A 23,533-nucleotide genomic window follows, 5' to 3' on the forward strand; every position below is an offset into this window, starting at 1 on the left:
AATGATATTAAAAATTAATGAAATTTTTAAATATATTGATAATGATCCTGGGAAAAAGATATATTTATGTTATGTTAATGATTATAAGAAATTTGGATTTGTATTAAATGAAAATATATTTGAAAATAATGATATTAGTACAGATAAAAATTATTTTTTTGTTTCATCGGAGAAAATTGATAAAGATGGAGTATTTTGTAGAGAGAGTAATATTAGTTCAATAAGATATGCTTTTAAACCTAAATTGAAGAAAGGTTATAATTTAAATTATGGTAAAGATGTAATAATTAAAATAAGCTTTTTTGAAGATAATTATCATAAAAATTTAAATGAAATAATTGAAAAGAGTTTTTATTATATTGATGGTAAAATAAGAATTTCAAAATTAAAGAATGAAAGTACAATTTTTTTATATTTTGAAAAAGTAAAATTTTTATTAGGTATTATAGAAATAATAGATGAAAAAGCCAAAATGAGATTATTAGATTATAAAATATTTAAAGAATTTTTATTTAATAAAAAAATTAAAGGTAAAGTATTTGTTCCAGAAGGATATAAACCATATATATACGAATTTATTTATAATCATCCAGGAGCTATATCAATAATTGATGAAAAAGAATATTTACATACTTTTTTAAAATCAAAAAATTTTAAAGAAGTATATAACTTTTTAGAAGTAAGTCTTAAGAATAAGCCAATTGTATTTTCTGATAATGTAGTTGGTGATAAATTTGAAGTATTTATTGATGTGATTAAAGATAGAAACTATTTTATACCTATTGAAGAAATTAAGCAAAAGGAAATGCATTTGAAAAGAGAGCTTCGACGATTAGAAAAAATGAAAAGAGAAATTTTTTCTGATAAGATTAAAATGTCAGGTATTTTTCTCAAAAGTGATGAATTGAATGATTGGTATTATTATTTTTTATTAAACGAAAGCGAAGTTTTGAAGAAAATAAAAGTTTATAAATTTTTGAAAAAAGATGAATTTGATACATATACAACTCATTATCTCTTTTACGGTCCTGAATATTTGATGCCAGTTAATAATTATAATTCTTTTATTGAGGACATAAATTGGAGCACAGAAAAATTAAGAATATTAATCCCAAGAAGTCATAAAATAATTCCGGAAATACAAATTGAAAATTATCCGGAATTATTTGAAAGATTCATAAATTCGATATTTAATAAAGTTGATAAAGAGAGAATAGAAAAAAATAAAGTTTTTCTTATTATTGATAATACAAAAAAGTATTTTGGTACTTTTTCTGTACTTGTATACGAAAAAAATGGTATGACATTGAAAGAATTTTTTAAAAATTATGCTGAGCTAAAACTTCCTGTGTCAAGTGGAAAAGATTATTATTCAATTAATGAAAGTAATGTTATTGAAAAATCGAATTATTATTTAAACGTCAAAGATGAAATGGATAAATTTTTTAAAAATATAATTGATGATGTTCAGTATGAGTCTGAAAATGCTATAAATGCATGGTATGAATCTATCAAAAATATAAAATTAGAGTATAATGAAATAAATAAAAAAATAATGTTATTTAAAAATGACATTAATCTTTTAAAAAGAAAATTAAATTTATATTTTTCAGATAAAAGCGTTCTAAATTTACTTAATGATATATATAAAAATATAAAAGATTTTCATAGCGATTTGAATGATATGTTCAATGAAAAATTAATTCTAGATGTAAATGAAAAGTATGATAATTACAAAAAGGGATATGAAGATACAATAATAAGATTTGAAGAGATATTTGGTAGCATAGAAAAAGATTATAATGCTTATTTAAAAAAGTTTGATAATATTAAAAATAACTTTAAGGATCTAGAAAAAGAGTTAGATAAACAAATGAAATCTTTAGAAGAATTTTATAATAAATATTTATCAAAATACAAAAAGGAAGATGAATATGTTAAAGAAGATTAAATTTCCAAATGAGAAAATAAATAAGATTTTAAAATCTCAATATAACATAGGTTTAGAAATTGATTATGAAATAAACTCTATAAAAAAAGATATTGTTAGTAATCTGTCGAAAAATCTTTTGGATGAACAATATTCATTTAATAATATGGATGAATATTTTTTATTCATTGTTAATAATAAAATTTCTTTTTTGAAAAATACTCAGAATAAATTAGAAAAAGATTTTATTGATTATAAAGATAAATTTTATGAATACTTAAAAAAAATAGATAATAATATAAATCAAAAAAATGATATTAAAAGAAACATAGAGAAAGATATGAATTCAGTAAAAGCATCTGACGAAATGTTACTGAATGGTTTTAAAAATCGATTAATTTTTGGGGAAATTTATTTGAGTGATATAAGAATTTTAATAAAAAATTTTGAAGAATTTATTGATAAGACAAAAGAATATTTGAAATTAAGCGAATATGCTAAAAACTTAAACGACTTGTTATTTTTTTATTTTAATTATTTTGCCAAAATAAAATCTTTAATTTTTGAATATAGTGAACTAAAAAAAATGAATGAGAATTTGAAGCTAAAATATAATGATAAGGTTTTTTTTGATTTAATTAATTATATTAATAAAGAAATTTTAGAAAGTTTTTTTGAGGATTTAAAAATTGTAATTATGAATACATACATAAAATTCTTAAATAAACTAAAAGGATTTAATATGTTAGATAAAATAGAATATGGAAAATTTTTAAATATACAGGATGAAAATAGCATAGCTTTTTTAGAAAAAATGTTCAGATTATTTGAATCTAAAATGTCTAAATCAGAAGAAATAAAAGAAAACATATTAAAAATATGTGATTTTATTGAAGAAATTGAATTTTTAAATCCAAATGATATATATAAATATATAGAAAAATATGAGAAAAAGAAAGTTATTGAACTAAATAGATTATATGATGAAAGCTATGACTATATTTTTAAAATAAGTAAGATATATTTATCGAAAATCGAAAAATCTTTTAAAGATTTACAAGAAACAAAAGATATATATGAGTTAGAAAAAAGTATTTTTAATTTTTCTAATGATATAAAGAATTTGGAAATTTTGTATAATTTAATTTTAAAATGGGAAAAAGAATTTAAGAAACATAAAGGTATAGAACATAATGATATAGATAATAAAATAAACAACATTAATTATATAGTTAAAAACACACTAAAAAATTTAACACAATTGAATATTGTGTATAGAAATTTGTATATTGTAAATAGAGATGAATTTGAGGAGAAATTGAATTCAATAAAAAGTGAAACATCATTTATATTAAAAAGTATTGAGTTTGATAATATTCAAGATACTATAGAAAGATATAATTATTATAAAAAAGAATTTGATGAAACAATAAGAAAAGTAAATAAATTTTCAGATGCAATAAAAAGAATAGATGACATTCTTGAAAAAATAGAGAAAACATTAAGATTTTTTTATAATACTTCGTTTAATAAATATTCTGATGAATATAAAATAAAAAACTATCTGTTAATAAGTTCAAAAGATACAAAATATATTAGAGGAAGAATGCAAAATATTATAAATAATATAAAAAATAAAATAAACGAAAGAAAAGAGGAGTATATCCATAAGATTATTAATGAAGAATTATTGGATAATGATTTTCTGGAAAAAGAAATATACATATCTAAATTGATAAAATATAATGAAGAATTTTCTAATGAATTTTTACAATATGAAAAAATTATAGAAAAACTTGAATATGTATATGAACTAATTTTTAATGAAAAAAAACATTGGGCATTAGGTAATAGTTCAAAAGAAGAAATTTTTAATGTTGTAGAAAAAAATATTATTGATAAAATTCAATCTTTAAAATATCTTGATGAATATTTGAAAGATTTATCTGATGGTATTTCTAATATAAAGTTAAGTGAGATAAAGCGTTTTAAAAAAATAGCAAATGATGTAAAAATTGAAATTGGCGAAATAAAAAATTTATCTTCTTCAATTATAAATACAAATTCAAAGATTATTGATAAGTATTTAGATGAGATTTTGAGTGAGTTTTTTAATAATTTAAAGAAAAATATTTTAAATACGTTTGAAAAGAAACTTGATAACTTTTCCGAATTTATTGATTATTTGATTTTTGTTAATTTAGTTTTGAAAGAGTTAAATATAGATTTTAATAAACATTATAGAAATTATTATTCAGAATTGGTAAGGGATATTGATAATTATATAATAAATAACTTATCAATAGTTAGAATAAATTTAGATTATAATGAAATAATACATATTAAAACTAAAGTTATTAATGAGTTAAAAGACTTAAGATTTAAAGCTAATATAAAAGATATTCTTATTAAAGAAATAGATAAATATTTAAAGATAAGAATGGATAAACATATATATGAAATATTTGAGCGAGACTTAGAAAGAGACTTTAATAATAAAATTGAAATTTTGAACAATTTATATACAAAAAATAGTTTAAATAATAAATTAGATAAAATTTTTATAGTTGACACTATTGAAAAATTGAATAAAGTAAAAGAAATAAATGAAAAATTTGTAATTTCAATAAAAATAGAAAAAAATATTATTCATAAAATGAATATTTTTTCTAAAAAAAGAATATTGGATAAAGAAGAATTCAGGAAAAACATAGAAAATAAAATAAAAGCATATAATAATGATTTTGTAAAATTTATCAATTTAGATGAATTTTATAACTATTATTTAAAATACCAAATTAATTTTTTGACCAATGATTTTATTGAAAGTCTAAGCAATACAGAGACAGCATCTAAATATTTAAACAGTATGACAATAAATGATTTGAAACTAATATTAACAAATATATCAAATGAATATATTGAAAAGATAATTGATTTAATTATATATCTAAAAAAGCATAAAAACATTGAATCTAAAAAAGAAATTATACTTTTAGAATATATAGCTGAATGTATAGAAAATTACAATATTTCGTATAAATTAAAAGAAAAATTTCAATCAGTTTATGATAAAAATTATTTGTCTAATTTAGGTTTAAAGGAAGAAAATTATAAAAAATTAGAGAAAAAATTGTTGAAAAATAATATTATATCGAATATGAAAAAAATGTTCAAAAATTTTGGGAGTGAAATTTAATGAAAAAAAGTCAGTATAATATATATTTTTTATTTTTGTTGATTCTTAATATGATTTCGCTACTAAGTTTGAATTTAGGCTTTAATGATTTTTTATCAAATTATTATGTTTTTAATATTCAAAATAAAATAAATATATTTTTTGTCAAATATATAATAATTTTTTTTGAATTCTTTTTTGTAACTGTTATTTATTTATATGATTTGTATTATCAAAAAGAATTAAAGCTATTGGCCTATATAAATATATTTAATAAAAAGTTTAAATGGGAATTCAGAATAATTTTTGATGTATTAAAGATAGTTATTTTTCATGGGACATCATTAATAATTGTATATATAATTTCAAAATTCCTTTCTCAACCCACTTATTTTGATAAGTATATATATAGAATTATAATACTTTTAATCCCCGTTAAGAATATATATTATATTTTATCAAATCTCGCTTATTTTCTAAGTGAGATTGGTTTTTTCTTTTTTCTTACCGAAAGAGTATTCAGAGAAAAAATATATTTTATTTCGATTAATTTTTCAGATAAAATAGAAAAAACTTCAGAATATGGAAGGTTATTTGAATTTGATCATTTATCATCTAAAATTCAATTTAAAGATAAAAAATCACTAAATAAATTATTAATGTCAATAAAAAAAGCTTATAATATTGTATCTTTATCAAATGAATATGATAAAATACTTTTTTATACATTAATTAAATCTTTAAAACTATATTTTTCTGCAATTATAAATCTTGAGTTTGAAAATGATGATGTTATAGACTTTTTTATAGAATATGAAAAGAAAAGTAAGAGATTTTTTTTAGATATAAAAAATAATTTTTATAGAAATATTATTGAGTTAATGGAAGAAAATAATGTTATACAAAATATGGAAATTTTTTTAAAGCAAAATTCTATAGACGTTGACAAAGAAGTAGTATTAGATAGAACAGCAAGACATAAAGATTTACTTTATTCTGTTTTTGTTTATTTGATTATAAATTTTTATTTGGAGGAAAAATACGATATTTTAATTCAACTTTTTAGTCTTTTTAATAAATATTATTATAATCCTTTTGGACATAATAAAGTTTTTGTGGATAATTATCCATATTCTTTTTTTAGAGAGATAGTGAATCTAAATAATGATATTTTAAAAAATGATATTTTTAAAAAATTATATGAATTGGAAGATACATATCCTGAAATTAGAGTTTTTGTAAAATCATTTGAGAATACAATAGAACAATATGTATCTGGAGGGATTATATGAAAAAATTTAAAATTTATAGATTTATTAATCAAAAAAATCCTAAGATTAGGAAATTTTTATATACAGTGTTATTTTTGATATCAATTTTTATATCAATAATTTTAAGTAATTTTTTATTTAAATCTGATGAATTAATAGAAAATAAAAGAAAAGAAATTGATCCAAGAAAAACAATAAATATAGATTTTAATTCGTTAAGAAAAATAGAGACCAATGAGTTAATAGATAATTTTAAAATTTATTTTTTCGATAAAGATTATATTCATATTAGAAATGAAAAAAATCTTGAATATAAAAGTATTGTCGGAAATGATATAGTAGATTTTAGTGTTTTTAAAAATAAAAGCGCAATACTATATAACAATAGAGATTTATATTATGGAGATTCAGAATTAAAGAAAAATACTCCTATTTTATTAAATACAGGAAAAGGACCTGAAATACTAACGAACATGACATATCAATATGGAGAAAACATTATTATGTTTAGTAGAGGCATTTTATATTCATACAATATTATTACAAATTCGTGGAAAAATATCTCTAAATATTTAAATTTAGAATTAATTGATAATATCAAATTTTCTAAGAATTATTTTGTAGGTATTAAAGAAAATTTATTGTATGTTTTTGATTCAAAAGCATTTAAACCTAAAAAGTTTGACTTTGAAAATAAAATTTTTGATATTACCTATAATGAAAAAGAAATTTATGTTTTAACCCAAAATAAAAAAGTATATAAAATATCTGTTGATAATGATTTTAAGAAAAGTGAAATATTTTCTCAAACGGCATTTATAGGAGATAATATTATAGGAGCAAGATTGAATAATAATATTCTTTATTTACTTACTAATAGAGGAATAAATTTTTATTCTATTTCAGAGAGAAAATGGCAATCCATTAAAATCGAGAATGTTCCAATTGATTTTTATATTAATTCTGACTTATTAATCTTAATAACTAATGATTATATATATAAAATAAATTTAATTAAAAACAATTTTAAGGTTTTAGATAAATTAAAATATGAAAAATTTTATCATTTCAATGGCAAAGATTTTTATTATTTTAAAGAAGGGAAATTATATACTATTTCAGGAGAGAAAATATTTGAATTTCCCAAAAAAGGTTTTAAAGATTTTAATCCTCATAACATAAAAGAAGTTTATTATTCTAATAACAAGTTATTTCTTTTATCAGATAATACAATTTATGAATATTCTTTTAACAAAAGAGAATATAAAATTATTACTAATGATTATATGAAAACAATTTATTCAAATAATAATATTTATTATTTACTTAAAAACAAAGAATTATATAAATATGATTCAAAACTCGAAAAATCAAAACTTATTTCTAATAAAGTAAATGATTTTGATATTTTTCAGGATAAGATTGTTTATATAAGAAATGATTATGTTTTATCTAATGGTAAAAAATATTTTATGGGATTGGATGATTTTTATCTAGATGACTTAATGCTATTAAGAAAATTTGATAATAGAATAATTTTAATAAATGAAAATGGTTTTATTATTTTTAATGATGAAAATAAAAGTATTGAAAAAAAATTTGATTTTAATGAAAATCCTCAAAGGGTAAAGGTTTTTGATAATTCGAATTTTGCAGTTATTTTTGAATCAAAAATATTATTTATTAATATAAAGGGAGACTTAATAAAAACTATAAATATATTAGATAATCAAATTATTAATGATAAAGGTGATTATATTGTTTTAAAAACAAAATCTAATTATGAAGAAAATTATAAATTTTATGATAAATCTGGTAATGAAATTAGTTATAAAAACAAAATTTTACCAGAAAAAAGTATTATAAATTTTTTTGCTTTAAATGATTATATTGTTTTTCAATATGAAAATGGAGACGTTTATACTTTAAACCCAAAAACTTTTAAGGTGGAAGTATTGCCTGCAAAATATTTTGGAAAAATAACTAATATTAAAGAAGTTAATGGTAAGTATTATTGTATTTCTGAAAATAATTTAGTTGAATTTTATTCGAAAAAAATAGTTGAAAAAGATGTAAAAGATTTTACGTCATTTAATAATAATCTTTTAATATTAAAAAAATCTGGATATTTGTTATATAATGGAGACAAATTATTTTTGGGTAGTTTATCAAATGCATTTAATAATAAATATATTACTAGTTCATTATATGAAGAAAATGGTAAAAAATACTTTGTGATAATACATAATAAAGGAATTGAAAAAATAAACCTATCAAATTTTAATATTATAACTTTAAATAAAAATATTGTAAATGCAAGTTTTGTCAATGGAAAACAATCTTTTATATATGATGGAAATAGTTTGTTTTTATTTGATGCTAATAATATGAATATTATTAGATTAAAAGGTCTTAAAACAAATAATTATTCATTTAATAAAAATAAGATGTATTATAAAACTAATACTGAAATAAAAAGCATTGATTTTAATAAAAACGAAAAGGTTGAAAAAAGTTTTTATTCGAATAATGTAATTCCAAATTTGAAAGGTGATTTTAAAAAAGTTTATTACAATGATGGATTTATGTATATGTTTGGAGACGATTTTTATGCTATATATAATATAAATAAATTGAAATGGGTTTCAGTCAGAAATAATATTAAGATTAAAAAAGTTAATTATATAGAAAACAAAGTTTGTGCTGTGATAAATGATCAAAGTGGATATTTTATAAAAGAACATTTTGATATAGCAAATATTCCGGAATTTAATGAATACACTTCATATGATGAGTATTTTAAAAATACAAATACTTTTATTGATAACATTTATACAATCAATGTGTTAGGAGATTATGTTTTTGTAGTAAAAGATGATGGTTTGCTTTATTATTCCAATAAATTACATTCATGGAATTTTCAAAAAATTTCTGGAATTATTAATGCGTATAATTTTGAAAATGGTGTTTATATATTTACAAAATCAGGAGTTTATAAATTTAAAATAAATAATGATTATATTGATCAAAAGTTTCTAAATGAAACATTTGGCTCTTATTCGTTTTCTGATTTTATAGTATTAAAAAATAATAATTCATATAAGGTATTTAACAAAGAATTAGAACTTGTTTATAATAGAAATATTTATAAAAGAGAATTTAATGTGTTAAAAGATATTTATTATATATTTGGAAGATTGTATTTTATATCTACAAAAGGTATATATACAGAAAAAAATGAAAAAATTGTTGGAAGTATAAAAAAATATTTTTATGTAGATGATAAGCTTTATATTTTAATAAATGATGATTTGTATGAAACATCTGAAAGTGAAACTTTTAAATTAATTTATGAAAATGTAGAAGATTTTAATATTTATAAAGATAAATATATTGTTCTATTTAAAAATGGTAATGTAAAAACAAACATTTCTAATTTTGCTGATTATAAGATAGAAGGAAACATTATTTTTGCTTATAATGATGATAATAATATATATTTAATTTCCGAAAACGGTTATTTATACGAATATAGGATAAATATTCATAATATATCAAATTATAAAAAAATAATAAATGAAAATAAAATTTTTAATTTAAGGTTACAAAAAGATATTTATACAAAAGATGATTATATTGTATTAGAAAGTAATACAAAGTTTTATGTTTATAAACTAAACGAATTATTAAGAGGATTCTATGAAGAAGAAAAAAGATTTATTTTTGAGTTTGATAAGACAAATCAAAAAGATGCTTATGTAATTGTTTATAATAATAAAGTTTATTTGATGTCAAAAAACAAATTAATTTCTTATTCTGAAAATAAAGAAATTGATACTGATAAAATATTTATAAATAAATTAATTAATGAAAAGATAGAATTGATATATAAAATCAATAATATTTTTTACATTAGAACTAAATCTGGATTTTATGTAATGGATAAAAATTTTGATATAGATAATATTGAATTAAATGATTTCAAAATGTATGATTTTTTGAATAAAAAAATTCTTAAATTAGATGATAGATTATATTTTGATGAAAAAGAATTAAAAAAAGCAAATATTCCCTATAAGTCAAATGCATATAAATTAGGGAATAAAATAGTTTTTATGGATGATAAAGTAGTATATTATGATGGTATTTTTGAAAAATATGATAATTTTATTATGTTTGATAATTTTTTCGTAATTAGAGCAAAAGATAAAATTAGAATTTTTACAGAAAATGGCGAATATGATTTTGAAAAGTTTGTTTCTTTAATAAAAAATATTAAATACGGCAATAAGAATATTTTAGTTGATAAGCTGTCATTTAATGAAAGTAATAAAACAATATATATTTATTCAAACAGCATTTTACCTAAGAAAAAACTTTTGATTTCTATTAAACTAAATGATGAAATTAGCAATGCTGGAAACATAATAAATTTTAATGATTTTATAAAGAACATTTTTACTCAAAAAATTACCCAAATAGGTTTATATTATGATGAAAATAAGTTAAAAATATTAGATAAAAGATCGAATTCAAAATATGTCAAAATAGGGTATTATAAATATAATAATTTTTATATAATGAATAATAAAGAATTTGTTAGAGATAAAATATATAGATATACTAATATATATGAATTTTCAAATAAACTAATATTGGTTAATGAAAAAGAATCATTCCCATATTTGACTGAAATAAATAATTATGGTGGATTAGTTGTTACAGAAAATGGAAAAATGAATTATTTGAAATCAAATATTAGCAATATTATAATTAATGGAAATGCTTTACACAATAAAATCTATTTTAAAAATATAATTTTGAAAAAAAATCAGTTGTTGATAAAAACTAATATAAGTAATTTATACATAGATATTGATGGTAAAAATCACATTATTAAGGAAAATAATGATGAAATAATATTGCCAAAAGAAATGCAAAAACTCAGCTACATAAATATTTATGGAAAAAAAATAAATATTAATAAATTAAGATCAAAAAATGGTAAATTAATTTTTGATAGTTTCCTCAGCGTGGGTTTAAACTATTCTAACAAAAACACCGAATATTATGGTATAACAAAAGATTTTGGCATTATTAGAATAAATGATGGAAAATATTTTAAATTTAATACGAAAATTCTAAAAGTTTTTAATAATTTTAATGGTAAAATAATTTTAAATACCATAACAGAAAAATATTATACTTTTGTAAATGATTCTATTGAAATAATTGATCCGAATTTAATAAAAAGAATTGATCAAGAAATATCTTTTGGAGAAAATATTATTGTAAGGCCGCTTATTGTTGATTTGAATAATATTAAAAAAATTAAATTTTTTGATAAGCCTTTTGGAATAAATGATGTATATTATAATGGTTTATTTGATTTTGAAATTCCAGAACAATATGTTTTTAATAATGGAAAAATTTTATTTCAAAAATATGGAATAATTTATTCCTATGAATCATTATTTAAAATGGTAAAAATCTTAAATACATCATTTAATCAAATAGGAAGTATTGGCGATAAATTAATGGATTTGAATAATTACTTTAAAAAATACATAGTTAATATTGATTTAATAAATTCAACTATTTCCAAAAAAGAGAGTAATTCAAATAATTTACAAATAAATGGAATAAATGTATATAAACCGGAAACAGAAAAAATAGTTAGAGTAATTACTAATGAATATGAAACTTATATAATAACACAGTTTAATATATATAAAGTTGATAATGAATTAGTAAAAATTAGAAAATTAGATAAAAAAATTATTGAAGCCCAATCATTGTTGGATAAAATTCTTGTTAAAACAATTTCTCAAACTTATATTTATGATCCACGAAAAAATATTTTTGAAATATATGATCAAAGAAAAATTTCTATAGATTTAGATAATAAAAAAATGTATTTAGATGATTTTGATGTTAAAATATTTAATGAATTTTATGACATAAAAGATTTGAAAGTTTCTAATGAATTATTTGGTCTTTTTAAAATAGATAAAATTGCTGTTTCCAATGATAAGTTTTATTGTTCAACAACTTCGAATTATTTATTTGAAATAAATAATAATAAGGTGAATTTACTGAGTATTTTTGATAAAATAGAAGAATTATATTCAATAGGAGAAAAGATTATTGTAAATAATTCTTTAGCTTATGAAAATAACAATTTTGTGGTTTTAGATGATGTAGATTTAAATAGATTAAAGGGAATTTATGATATATTGATAGATTATAATAATTATGAAATAATTGTTTCGGAAGATGAAGAATTTAATATTGTTAAAGAAAACAAAAAAGAAAATTATAATAAATTATTTTTCAATACAATACTTGGAATTACAGAATTAGAAAATACAGTTTATATAGTCAGCGATAAAGGTATTTTTGAAATTTCTTTAAATTTTACACCATATTTAAGGTATGAGTTTTTAATTGATGATGTTCAAAAATTTTATGGTAAAACTGTTATTAAATCTAAAGATAGATATTATTTGATTGAAAATAAATCATCAAGGTTAAAATTATCAAGTATAGACAATTTGACCTTAAATAACGTAGTGTTATTAAATAATAAGTATAAATTAAGCAATGTTTTTGATAAAATCCCAAGAATTTATTACTTTGATAATAATAATATGCTTGATTTAACAGAAAAATTTTTTGAAAAATATATTCTAATTAAAAATGGTAAATTTAATAATCTAATTTTGAAGAATAACAATATATTAATTTTCACATCAGATAATATTGAGTTATATAAGGTAAAAAACAAGTGTAATGATGCTTATGTGAAAGAAAATAATTTTATAATAGAGACAATAAATGGAAATTACATTATTTATAATAATAATGTTATAGAATATAACGATAACATTGAGTTTGTAAATTATTCTTATGATATTTTCAATAAAAAACTTTATATATCTGAAAAAAATAAGTTTTTAATATTAGGTAAGGAATTAGATAATTTAAAAAAATTAATGCCTAATTTTATATACCTAGATGAAAAATTAAATACTAATATATCTATTCCAGAATTTGGTATTTTTGATTTTAATTTCAATAAAAAAATTTTAGATAAAGAGATACTTGATAAAAAACGAATTGAAGATAAACTGTATATAAAAACTGTAAAAAAAGATATTGGATATAATTTTAAAAATGAAATTTTTATTCCAAAAACTAAAGTAATAGTGAATGACCAAGGAATAAAATTTTCAATTGCAAAAAAATTTGAATTTAATTATTATGGATTTTCATTAGAGCAATTAATTAATAATGGTACTTTTGATTTTGATAATCTTAAAAAAAATTTTGCGATTAATAGCAAAAAAATATTTGTTTCATCTGAACTAGGTGTTTGGTATTACGATATAGGATTTCCTAAATTTTTAGGCAAAACATTAGAAAATAAAAAGGTAGTAATGGAAAAAGATAAAAATAAATATAAATTAAAAGACATTGAAGAATCAGATGTATCTTTAGCAAGTTCAAAAAAAATAAGTATAACAATAAATAGTAATTTTAATTTTTCGCAAAAAGTAGATACTAAAACAAGTATTAATATTGAAAAATTTGATAAGCAATTTATCGACAATACGTTTATATTTGATATACCGAAATTTTTGTATTTATCTGATAAATTATGGATTATAAATAATATAGGAATTTTTTCAAATAATAAGATATTTAATATCTTAAATATAAAAAAATCCAACTTTGGTTCTCAAGATTATTTACTTCAAAAAAATAGTTATTATACAATAGAAGATTTTAAATTTAATAAGAAAGAAAATATATCATATAGAATGTTTGATAACAAATGGTATTGGAATATAAGCGTTTCAAAGATTGAATTTGAAAATAAATTTGATAAATACTTGAAAAGAATATATAAAATGGGATATTTTGCAGATGATATAGCAATGGATATTTATTTAAATGGTGATAAGTTATATATTAAAACACAAGACAATAAATTAATTACTTATAATAATAAATATATTGTTAAAATGAAAAACTATGAAAATGAGAAAATGGAAGAGTTTGATTTCAAAAACAGAGAAATAAATTTTTATTCTAGAAATTATAGATACTCCTATATTAAAAATGAAAAATACTTAAATGTTGAAAAAATTTCTGAAATTGGAGTGGGAAAATGAGTTATATTTATGAAGGAACAATTGATGAAATGGAAACTAAAACAGAAGCTTTATATGAAAGTGATACTATAACTGAGATAAATAAAGCTGATAGTGAAAAAAGTATATCAAATAAAGAAGATAAATTTGATAAATTTTTAAAATGGATTCAAAATACCTATCAAATAGAAAAAGAAATTGACAAAGGAAGCTCAAAAAAAAGAAAATTTTTAATAAAAAATAATGAAGGTGAATTATATTTTTTAAAAGTTGTAGAGAAAATAAATAAAAAGGTATTAGATGAAATTTATTTAATAATTAAAGAATATCCGAATAAATTCCTTACACCAATAGAAACTGGTGAAAAAAAAGGTTTTTATTACGAAATATATAAGTATTATCAACAAGGAACCGTAAAAGAAAATTTATCTTTTGTTAAAAAAAATGTAGAAGAAGTAATATTTCAATTAAATGAATCTTTAAAGATACTACATAAAAATAATATAGTACATACAGACTTAAAACCTTCTAATATTATAGTTGACGGTGATAAATTTTTGATAACAGATTTTGAAATAGCTGCAATAATTAAAGAAGATTTGGAATATGGAAAGCGTAAAAAGGGTATAGGCAGCCCATATTATACGGATTTATACTTATTTGAACTAGGATATGTAAAAAAAACTGCAGATTATTGGTCTCTTGGAATGTTAATATATTATATAATCAAAGAGGGGGAATTCCCTTTTTATGACGAAGAAGTATTTAAAAAAAGTGTAAAAAAAAATGGAGGGATAGTTGTTGATGACGTTGAGTTGAAATACACAAAATTGTTAATCGGCTTGTTAACTTATGATCCTGATAAAAGAATTGGGTATGAGGAAGTAAAAAAATGGTTAGAAGGAGATAATTTTGAAACCGTTTTTGACAATAAAATTGGAATAAATTTTGATGGAAAAATAATAAATTCATTGGAAAATTTAGTTAAATATTATATAAAGGATTATGAAAAGGCACGTGAGCACTTTAAAAAAAGATTATTGAATAACTTAAAGGAGCTCAATAGAAAAAAAGAATTTGATGAAATAGAAAGATTACTAAAAAAGGATAACTTATCTATAGATGATAAATTGTCTCTATTTATGACAAATTATTATAATAATAGAAAAAGCAATATAACACCTATATATTATGGAATAAAATTAAATTTTAAAAATATAAAAATATTAATCGAAAACTACATTTATAACAAAGTTGATGAAAAAGGTATATTGATGATATTGGAAAACAAATGCAGAATGTCCAAATCTAAAAGAAAAATATATTTACAATGTGTATTAAAATTAATTGAGAATATTATTAATTTATATAAAGAAAATAAAATTTCTCCAGAATTTAGATTTTTAATAGCAATATACAATTACTATTATAGTAATAAAAATAAATTTAAAAATATTATGGATGTGCATAAGTTGCTTTTGAAAATTGAACAAATAGGGATAATAGATTATTTAAATAAAAATAACGATTATCTTGAAGAAAATACAATATTTAAATTATTTAGTTTTCTTTTAAAACTTGAAAATATAAAGGTGTTTATTATAAAAGATAATTTTGAAATAAAGAGTGAAGGTATATATTTTATTGAAAATTCAAATAAAAAGATATTTTTAAATGTTGCAGATAATAATTTAAATTTATTTTTCTTAGGAAATGAGAAAAAGAAACCGATTGTATCAATTAACAATAGTGAATTTAATAATACTAAAATAAGCTTTTTAAATTTAAATTTAGAAATAGATTCCTATTTAACCTTTAGTAATAATAGTGAAATTATGATAAATAATTGTACAATAAAATCAAAAAAGTTTCCTTTTTATTTAGTAAATTCAAAAGGAAACTTTTCAAATAGCATATTTGATGTAAATTTTAGAGCTATTTATGCTAAAAATTCTGATTTGTTTATAAATAATGTGACTATAAATTCTTCAAATGATGGTATTATAATTGATAAAAAATGTAAAGTAAGTAAGGATAAAATAACATATAATGTAAAAAAACATAAAATTTTCGAGATTATTTAATAATGCATATTATTAAATATAACTATAAAAGATAAAGAATATATATAATTATCAAAACATTGTATCAAGTTCTAAAAATCAATACTTTCTAAAATATTATAATAAAAAAATTAAATATATAAAAGAGTTAAGTACTACATTTTTAAACTTTAAGGAGGTAAAAAATGAATACAAATTATATCTTGAATTATTCTTTTTATAGAAGTAATTTGGAAAGCCTTTTTGAATACTTTTCAAATGATGAAATCAATGAAATATTTTTTATTTCTTTAAGAGAAGCTATTAATGTAACTTTTAAAAATAAAACTATAAGTATAAAAAACTTTTTAATTTTATTTACACAAAATACTATTAAAACTGTAAAATACTTATACAAGACAATTAAAGAAGAAAAATTCGGTAGTTTTAAAAAGATATTTTTAGATGTAAAGGATGTTACAATAAATAGAATTAAAAAAATGGAAATTTTGTGGAAAAAGATGCCATTTTCTGAAAAGAAAGAAGCATTAATTGATTTCTTGATAATTTCTTTTTCTACCTTAATTGTTGGCGGTGGATTTGATATGGAAGGTGGAGTTCCGGATTTAGATTTAAAAACAGGTATAGGGAATCATAGAAACTTATTTACCCATACAATTTTATTAGGTTTTTCTTTAGAATTAGCGTTAAGGTTTATAGGTAATATTTTAATTAATTTAGAAAAAAAGGGAATAGAACCAGAATCTGAATTTTTATCGAAAGTATTATCTTTTGTTAAAGATAAACATGAAAAAGCTATACAAGGTATGTGGTTAGGATTATTTTTCCATTATTTAAAAGATGCAAATCTTTTTTCAAATAAGGTTAAACCATATGTTGGATTAAAAGGTTTTAGTATGAAAACTCATAAAAACTTATTTGCTTCTAATGCAATTTTATCGGTTATTTTTGCAATTAATTCTGATAAAAATAAAAATTTTCTAGAAGATAAACATTAAAGTCATGTTTTTACCTAGTTTTAATATATATATTTGTTATTTGGACCGTGTATAATTAAAATAGAAAATTATAATATATATAATAACTATTTAAGTATAATAATTATTAGTATGGTTTGATTTAGTTCTTGTTGTATTGTATAGCATTGATGATTCTAATGTTGATTTAGAAAAAATATTGATATAAAATATTTCATAGAAAAAACATTTTGAAAATAAAAAACATTTTGTCTCATATATAGGACTTGATCCAACAATCTCTCAATCAATAAAATACAGAAAAAATAAAAAAATATCAAAAAAAGGGAATAGCCATTTAAGACATATATTTTCATTATGGATCATAAGAGTTTTAAAATACATACCAGAATACAAAGAAAAATACAACGCTTTAATTAAAAGAGGGAAACCAAAAAAAGTTACCCAAATAGCAATAACTAAAAAATTGGCTGAATTAGTATATACATTATGGAAAAATAATACCGAATTTAATCCAGAATATTTAAAACTTAAAACGGCATAATTATTTTAAATAATACACAAAACCTAAACTAATTTACAAAAAACAAATAGTTTAGTTTGAATTATTGCAGCATTGCTTGCTGTAAAAAGGGTGGTTTTTTTACAAAATATCAAAAAATAATTTATTATAATTTTTATATTTTATCTCTTGACTTTTTAGAGAATACACCCTAATGTTTATAACAATATATAAAAAGAAACATATAAGGAATATTAATTTAACAATATTGCAAATTCAGAAACCAGCTTAACCAAAGAAATTGATATAGAAAATCGCGCGGAAAACATTAACGGAATATTACAACGTCTAAAACAAGCTTGACAAAAGAAAAAGAGAATAGTATAATTATATTGAAAATCATTCCGGACCTATGTTAAAAAATGTAAAATTACGCAAATACGCATGAATAAAGGGAAGTTAAAAAACAGGTTCGGAGGCTGATTGTAAGCGGTTTTTAGAAGATTTTTTATAAAAAACAAAGAAAAAATTGAAAATAAAAAACAGGTCCGGAAAAATGGCCTCTAAAAGCATCTAATAATAACTATTCTGGAGACCAAGTCTCGGAAAGGAACTACTCTCTGAAAGAGATAGAAACAATTAAAAGCCGGCGGCGGGATCCGGCTTTATTGTTATTCTCGGAAAGGAACTACTCTCTGAAAGAGATAGAAACTAAGGGAATTCTCCTCTGATTTCCACCCAGCCGTTTTCATGCTCGGAAAGGAACTACTCTCTGAAAGAGATAGAAACAACTTTTATAAATATTATCCCCTTTGATTATATCTTTTGTTCTCGGAAAGGAACTACTCTCTGAAAGAGATAGAAACTATATTTCGAATATTTCAATATGGTCAAATACAAATGTTCTCTCGGAAAGGAACTACTCTCTGAAAGAGATAGAAACTCGAGAACTTCCTCTTGAAGTTCCCAAAGCTTTTCTCTTTGCTCGGAAAGGAACTACTCTCTGAAAGAGATAGAAACGCGAACGTTGCTGCCCACGACGTAACACAATACTTTTTTACTCGGAAAGGAACTACTCTCTGAAAGAGATAGAAACTCTTTGTTCCGTCTTTCCAGTAGATTTTTACATATGTGTATCTCGGAAAGGAACTACTCTCTGAAAGAGATAGAAACATATTGATTTTAGCAACTTCATATATAATTTTTTTGTTGCCCTCGGAAAGGAACTACTCTTTGAAAGAGATAGAAACCGTACATGTTATCTCCTCCTTTTTTTATATTTCGAAACTCGGAAAGGAACTACTCTCTGAAAGAGATAGAAACCATGAAATGACCATCGCTGAAACCATTCTTTTCAAATCCTTCTCGGAAAGGAACTACTCTCTGAAAGAGATAGAAACTTTTTCCCTTTACCAGTTTTGATAGCATAATGGGCAACGTTCTCGGAAAGGAACTACTCTCTGAAAGAGATAGAAACTTTCATAGTTGGAACATCATTTGCATAAACAACTGCAACATCTCGGAAAGGAACTACTCTCTGAAAGAGATAGAAACTATTTAGCGGTTCCGTTTTTTAACACTTTAAACTTTTTTCTCGGAAAGGAACTACTCTCTGAAAGAGATAGAAACCCATCAACGAACGAGGTTGCGAATGGTTTTTGTTCGAGTTCTCGGAAAGGAACCACTTTCTGAAAGAGATAATAAAAGAAATAGAAGATTTATGTTATAATAAAAATGAAAAACAAATATGAAGATGATATTTACCCTTTAATGGAATAAAAAGATATGGATTAGTGAAAAAATATATACTTGACTATCCAAATCTGGAAGTAAAAAACTCATTCTCAAAACTAATATTAGAAGCGAACTATGGACTAAAAGAAGACGAATTAGAAATAATAAATGAAATATACATAAAAATAGCAGAAAATGACGTAAAAGGATTAATAGAAGAAATAAAAAAAATAATAAGTGCAATACCATATAATCTACACAAAAAAGAAGAAAAGTATTATCATTCATTAATATACACAATAATAGCATCAGCAGGAATAGATGTAAAAGCAGAAGAATTAACAAACTTAGGGCGAAGCGACCTTGTAATAGATTTTGATAAAAGGATATATCTTTTTGAAATAAAAATAGACAAAAATGCAGAGGAAGCGATAAACCAAATAAAAGAAAAGAAATATTATGAAAAATACAGTGGAAAAGAAATATATATAATAGGTATAAACATCAATTCAGAAAAAAGAAATATTGAGGATTATATAATTGAAAAGATATAACTTATCATAAGAAACCTTTGAACATTTTTACTTTATATTTACTTTTGCTTAATTAGTTTGTAAAAATAAATATGTATAATAAGTTTGTAATTTCAAAGGCTCAATATCCGTAAATTGGAGAGTCTTGTTGTAGCATAAGTGTATTATGTTGCAGCAAGACTCTTTTTTTATTCTAAATTCTTAAACAAAGGGGTGATATTTATATAATATTATAATTTAATTTCCAAAGGCTCATACAGCAAAATTTATTATTTAGCATACTTTTTTTGCAAGATAAATCGAGCCTTGTTATTTCCCTCCTCCACAAAGGGAATGGAAAAGTAAAAAATATTGCGAATTCAGGAAAACAAGAACAATTAAAATGTTTTAGCAAAAAAGTATCAAAAAGAATAATTTCTTATTTTTTGCTTATTTTTCAAAGACTCTAACAGCAAAACAATTATATATTAGCAATTTGCAAGTATTTTTTTTGTTTGATAATTTTGTGTGTTTTATTTTTATTCAAAGAATACAATCATATTTATTTAAAACAAACATCAAAGAACAACCTTATTTTAAGAGTCTTGATTTTAATTCGGTTAAATAATAACATTAACAAAAATGTGGAGGAGGGAATATTATGGAAAATAAATTTTTAAATTCTTTAAAAAATGAGGGTAATATATATTACACTGAAAATGGAGCAAAGTCTTTAAAGGAAAGTGGAAGTTCTCTTGTGGACTTTTTCTTTCGTTGTGGAGTATTGATGAATAGTCCAAACAGATTTGAAAAGTTATTTTTAAATGCATTTGTAGAAGATAAAGAAAAGGCTATAAGAATATTGTTTTATTCAAGGGATATAAGAGGCGGACAAGGTGTTCGAAGGACATTTAGATATGTATTAAAAAAGATAGGGAATCTATATCCAGACATAGCAAAACAAATAATAAAATATGTACCGGAATATGGTAGATGGGATGATTTATATGCCTTTGTAGGAACAAAGGTAGAAAGAGATGCATTTGAATTTATGTATAGTCAAATAATAGAAGATATAGAGAATTATAAGATAAAAAGACCAATAAGTTTGTTGGCAAAATGGTTGAAGTCAGAAAATACAAGTTCTAAAAAATCGGTGGAACTTGCGAAAAAAACGCGTCGTTATTTTAAAATGGATTCAAAAACATATAGAAAGATGTTGTCAGAATTAAGGAAATATATAAAGATAGTGGAAAGAGATATGAGTGAAAATAAATGGGAAGAAATAGAATATGAGAAAGTACCATCTCGAGCAATGAAGAAATATTATAATTCCTATAAGAGACATGATGGAGAAAGATTTGAAAAATATATTGAAGAAGTAAAACAAAACAAGAAAAAGATAAATGCGGCAACACTATATCCACATGATATAGTGAGTATGGTGATAGATGAAGAAAATGACACGGCAGAAGCGTTATGGAAAAACTTACCAGATTATAATATAGAAGAAGATGCAATAGCTGTAGTAGATGTATCAGGTTCAATGTATGGACAACCAATAACAGTAGCGATATCATTGGGAATATACTTTGCAGAAAGGAATAAAGGTAAATTTAAAAATAAGTTTATAACCTTCTCTGCAAACCCAGAACTACAGGAAATAAAAGGTGAAACATTATATGAGAAAGTTCAAACATTATCAACGGCATATTGGGATATGAATACAGATTTAATAAAGGTGTTTAAATTAATATTAAACACAGCAGTAAAATATGGATACAATGATAAAGAATTACCAAAGAAGATATACATAATATCAGATATGCAATTTGATATAGCTGTGGAAGATAATTATAATACGAATTATGAAACAATAAGGAAGATGTATGAAGAAAAAGGGTACAGCATACCTAAAATAGTATTTTGGAATGTGAGTGAATATGGGAACGATGTTTCTGTAAAATGTGATCAAAATGGAACTGCGTTAATATCTGGATATAATCCAGTGATATTAGAATATATAATACAAGGGAAAGATGTTAATCCATATGAGTTAATGGAAAGAGTAGTGGATTCTGAAAGATATAAAAATATAGTAATAAATTGAACTTTAAATTAAAACCAGCCATTATAAATATTAAATATATGGCTGGTTTTTTTATAAAAATAATTAGAGAATTGTAAAACTAAATAGACTTGAGTAAAAGGTTTTATTTTTTAAGGGGGGATCTTTTTGTATGAATTAAGATATGGAATTATTTTTTTATTTAGAGAAGTTCTGTAATATTTTTTACCTGAAAAACTTTTGTATTTTTTGGAATGCTATTTTCAGGAACAAAATTCAGAACTTTATTGCAAATTTGAATTTCTAATGTTTTATTGATATTCGAGCTGATGTTGTTTTTGCATATTGGCAATATATAACAATTAATTCACTCTTATTGGGGTTATATTTTTTAATAGAAAATCTTTTTCTTTTTGTTCTTTATTATTTTACCATCTGCAATTGATGAAAAAAGAAAATAGAATATGATATAATTCCACTGGAGGTGGAACAGATGAAAAAGAAAATACCATATGGAGAACAGAATTTTGAAAGATTAATAAAACAAAATTATTATTACATAGATAGAACAAAATATATAGAAAAATTAGAATCATTAAATGAAAAAAATATAGTGTTTTTAAGACCGAGGAAATTTGGAAAAACATTGTTTTTAGATACACTTGCAAAGTATTATGATATCAATTATGCAGAGAAATTTGAAGAATTATTTAAAAACTTATACATAGGAAAAAATCCAACGTCATTAAAAAACAGTTATTATATTTTAAAAATGAATTTTTCTGGAATACAAACAGAAAATAAAGAAGTATTAATAAATAGTTTTAAAAATAACATTATAGTTTCGCTTGAAAATTTCAACAATAGATATAAAGTAAAATTAAAAATAGAAAAGGAATATACAGAACCAGCAGATATACTTAGAGCTTTTTTGAATAATGCAATAGATATATTAGACAAACCGATATACTTACTAATAGACGAATACGACCACTTTGCAAATGAATTATTGAGTTTCAATCTTGATTTATTCAAAGACAGCGTAACAAAACATGGATTTGTAAGAAAATTCTACGAAGAAATAAAAAAAGGAACAGAAACAATAATAGAAAGACTATTTATGACAGGAGTAAGTCCAATAA

Annotated in this window: 8 protein-coding genes, 2 pseudogenes and 1 CRISPR repeat array; all 10 genes and pseudogenes read left to right on the plus strand. The window is 21.1% G+C overall.

Annotated features, from left to right (window positions below; genetic code table 11):
* The first annotated feature begins 1 nt into the window (after position 1).
* Positions 2-1,951, plus strand: coding sequence for a hypothetical protein (locus X274_RS06265; protein WP_047265957.1), 1,950 nt, complete (start codon positions 2-4; stop codon positions 1,949-1,951).
* Positions 1,935-5,129: a hypothetical protein gene (locus X274_RS06270; RefSeq protein WP_047265958.1), complete on the plus strand. Its 3,195-nt coding sequence runs from the start codon at positions 1,935-1,937 to the stop codon at positions 5,127-5,129. Before X274_RS06265 ends, X274_RS06270 begins: the two co-directional genes overlap by 17 nt.
* Complete coding sequence (locus tag X274_RS06275; RefSeq protein ID WP_047265959.1) at positions 5,129-6,400, plus strand: hypothetical protein; 1,272 nt, start codon at positions 5,129-5,131, stop codon at positions 6,398-6,400. Before X274_RS06270 ends, X274_RS06275 begins: the two co-directional genes overlap by 1 nt.
* On the plus strand, positions 6,397-14,556 hold the full coding sequence (locus X274_RS06280) for a hypothetical protein (RefSeq protein WP_047265960.1): 8,160 nt from the start codon (positions 6,397-6,399) through the stop codon (positions 14,554-14,556). Before X274_RS06275 ends, X274_RS06280 begins: the two co-directional genes overlap by 4 nt.
* Positions 14,553-16,619, plus strand: coding sequence for a protein kinase domain-containing protein (locus X274_RS06285; RefSeq protein WP_047265961.1), 2,067 nt, complete (start codon positions 14,553-14,555; stop codon positions 16,617-16,619). Before X274_RS06280 ends, X274_RS06285 begins: the two co-directional genes overlap by 4 nt.
* 164 nt (positions 16,620-16,783) lie before the next feature.
* Complete coding sequence (locus X274_RS06290; protein WP_047265962.1) at positions 16,784-17,596, plus strand: hypothetical protein; 813 nt, start codon at positions 16,784-16,786, stop codon at positions 17,594-17,596.
* A 214-nt stretch (positions 17,597-17,810) separates the two neighbouring features.
* Positions 17,811-18,119: pseudogene (locus tag X274_RS12390) on the plus strand (transposase); the annotation flags it as partial.
* 559 nt (positions 18,120-18,678) lie between these two features.
* A CRISPR array of direct repeats spans positions 18,679-19,782; the repeat unit is 36 nt; unit sequence CTCGGAAAGGAACTACTCTCTGAAAGAGATAGAAAC.
* A gap of 52 nt (positions 19,783-19,834) precedes the next feature.
* Positions 19,835-20,365, plus strand: a pseudogene (locus tag X274_RS06295) (PD-(D/E)XK nuclease domain-containing protein); the annotation flags it as partial.
* A 619-nt stretch (positions 20,366-20,984) separates the two neighbouring features.
* On the plus strand, positions 20,985-22,433 hold the full coding sequence (locus tag X274_RS06300) for a DUF2828 family protein (RefSeq protein WP_047265964.1): 1,449 nt from the start codon (positions 20,985-20,987) through the stop codon (positions 22,431-22,433).
* Positions 22,434-22,884: 451 nt separating this feature from the next.
* Positions 22,885-23,533, plus strand: a 649-nt coding sequence (locus X274_RS06305) for an AAA family ATPase (RefSeq protein ID WP_047265965.1), incomplete at its 3' end; no start/stop codon positions are given.

The organism is Marinitoga sp. 1155 (assembly GCF_001021175.1).
Classification (GTDB): domain Bacteria; phylum Thermotogota; class Thermotogae; order Petrotogales; family Petrotogaceae; genus Marinitoga.

Coding starts and splice junctions, on each gene's coding strand:
- X274_RS06265 (WP_047265957.1), top strand. CDS start 2: ATGATATTAAAAATTAATGAAATTTTTAAATATATTGATAATGATCCT.
- X274_RS06270 (WP_047265958.1), top strand. CDS start 1,935: ATGTTAAAGAAGATTAAATTTCCAAATGAGAAAATAAATAAGATTTTA.
- X274_RS06275 (WP_047265959.1), top strand. CDS start 5,129: ATGAAAAAAAGTCAGTATAATATATATTTTTTATTTTTGTTGATTCTT.
- X274_RS06280 (WP_047265960.1), top strand. CDS start 6,397: ATGAAAAAATTTAAAATTTATAGATTTATTAATCAAAAAAATCCTAAG.
- X274_RS06285 (WP_047265961.1), top strand. CDS start 14,553: ATGAGTTATATTTATGAAGGAACAATTGATGAAATGGAAACTAAAACA.
- X274_RS06290 (WP_047265962.1), top strand. CDS start 16,784: ATGAATACAAATTATATCTTGAATTATTCTTTTTATAGAAGTAATTTG.
- X274_RS06300 (WP_047265964.1), top strand. CDS start 20,985: ATGGAAAATAAATTTTTAAATTCTTTAAAAAATGAGGGTAATATATAT.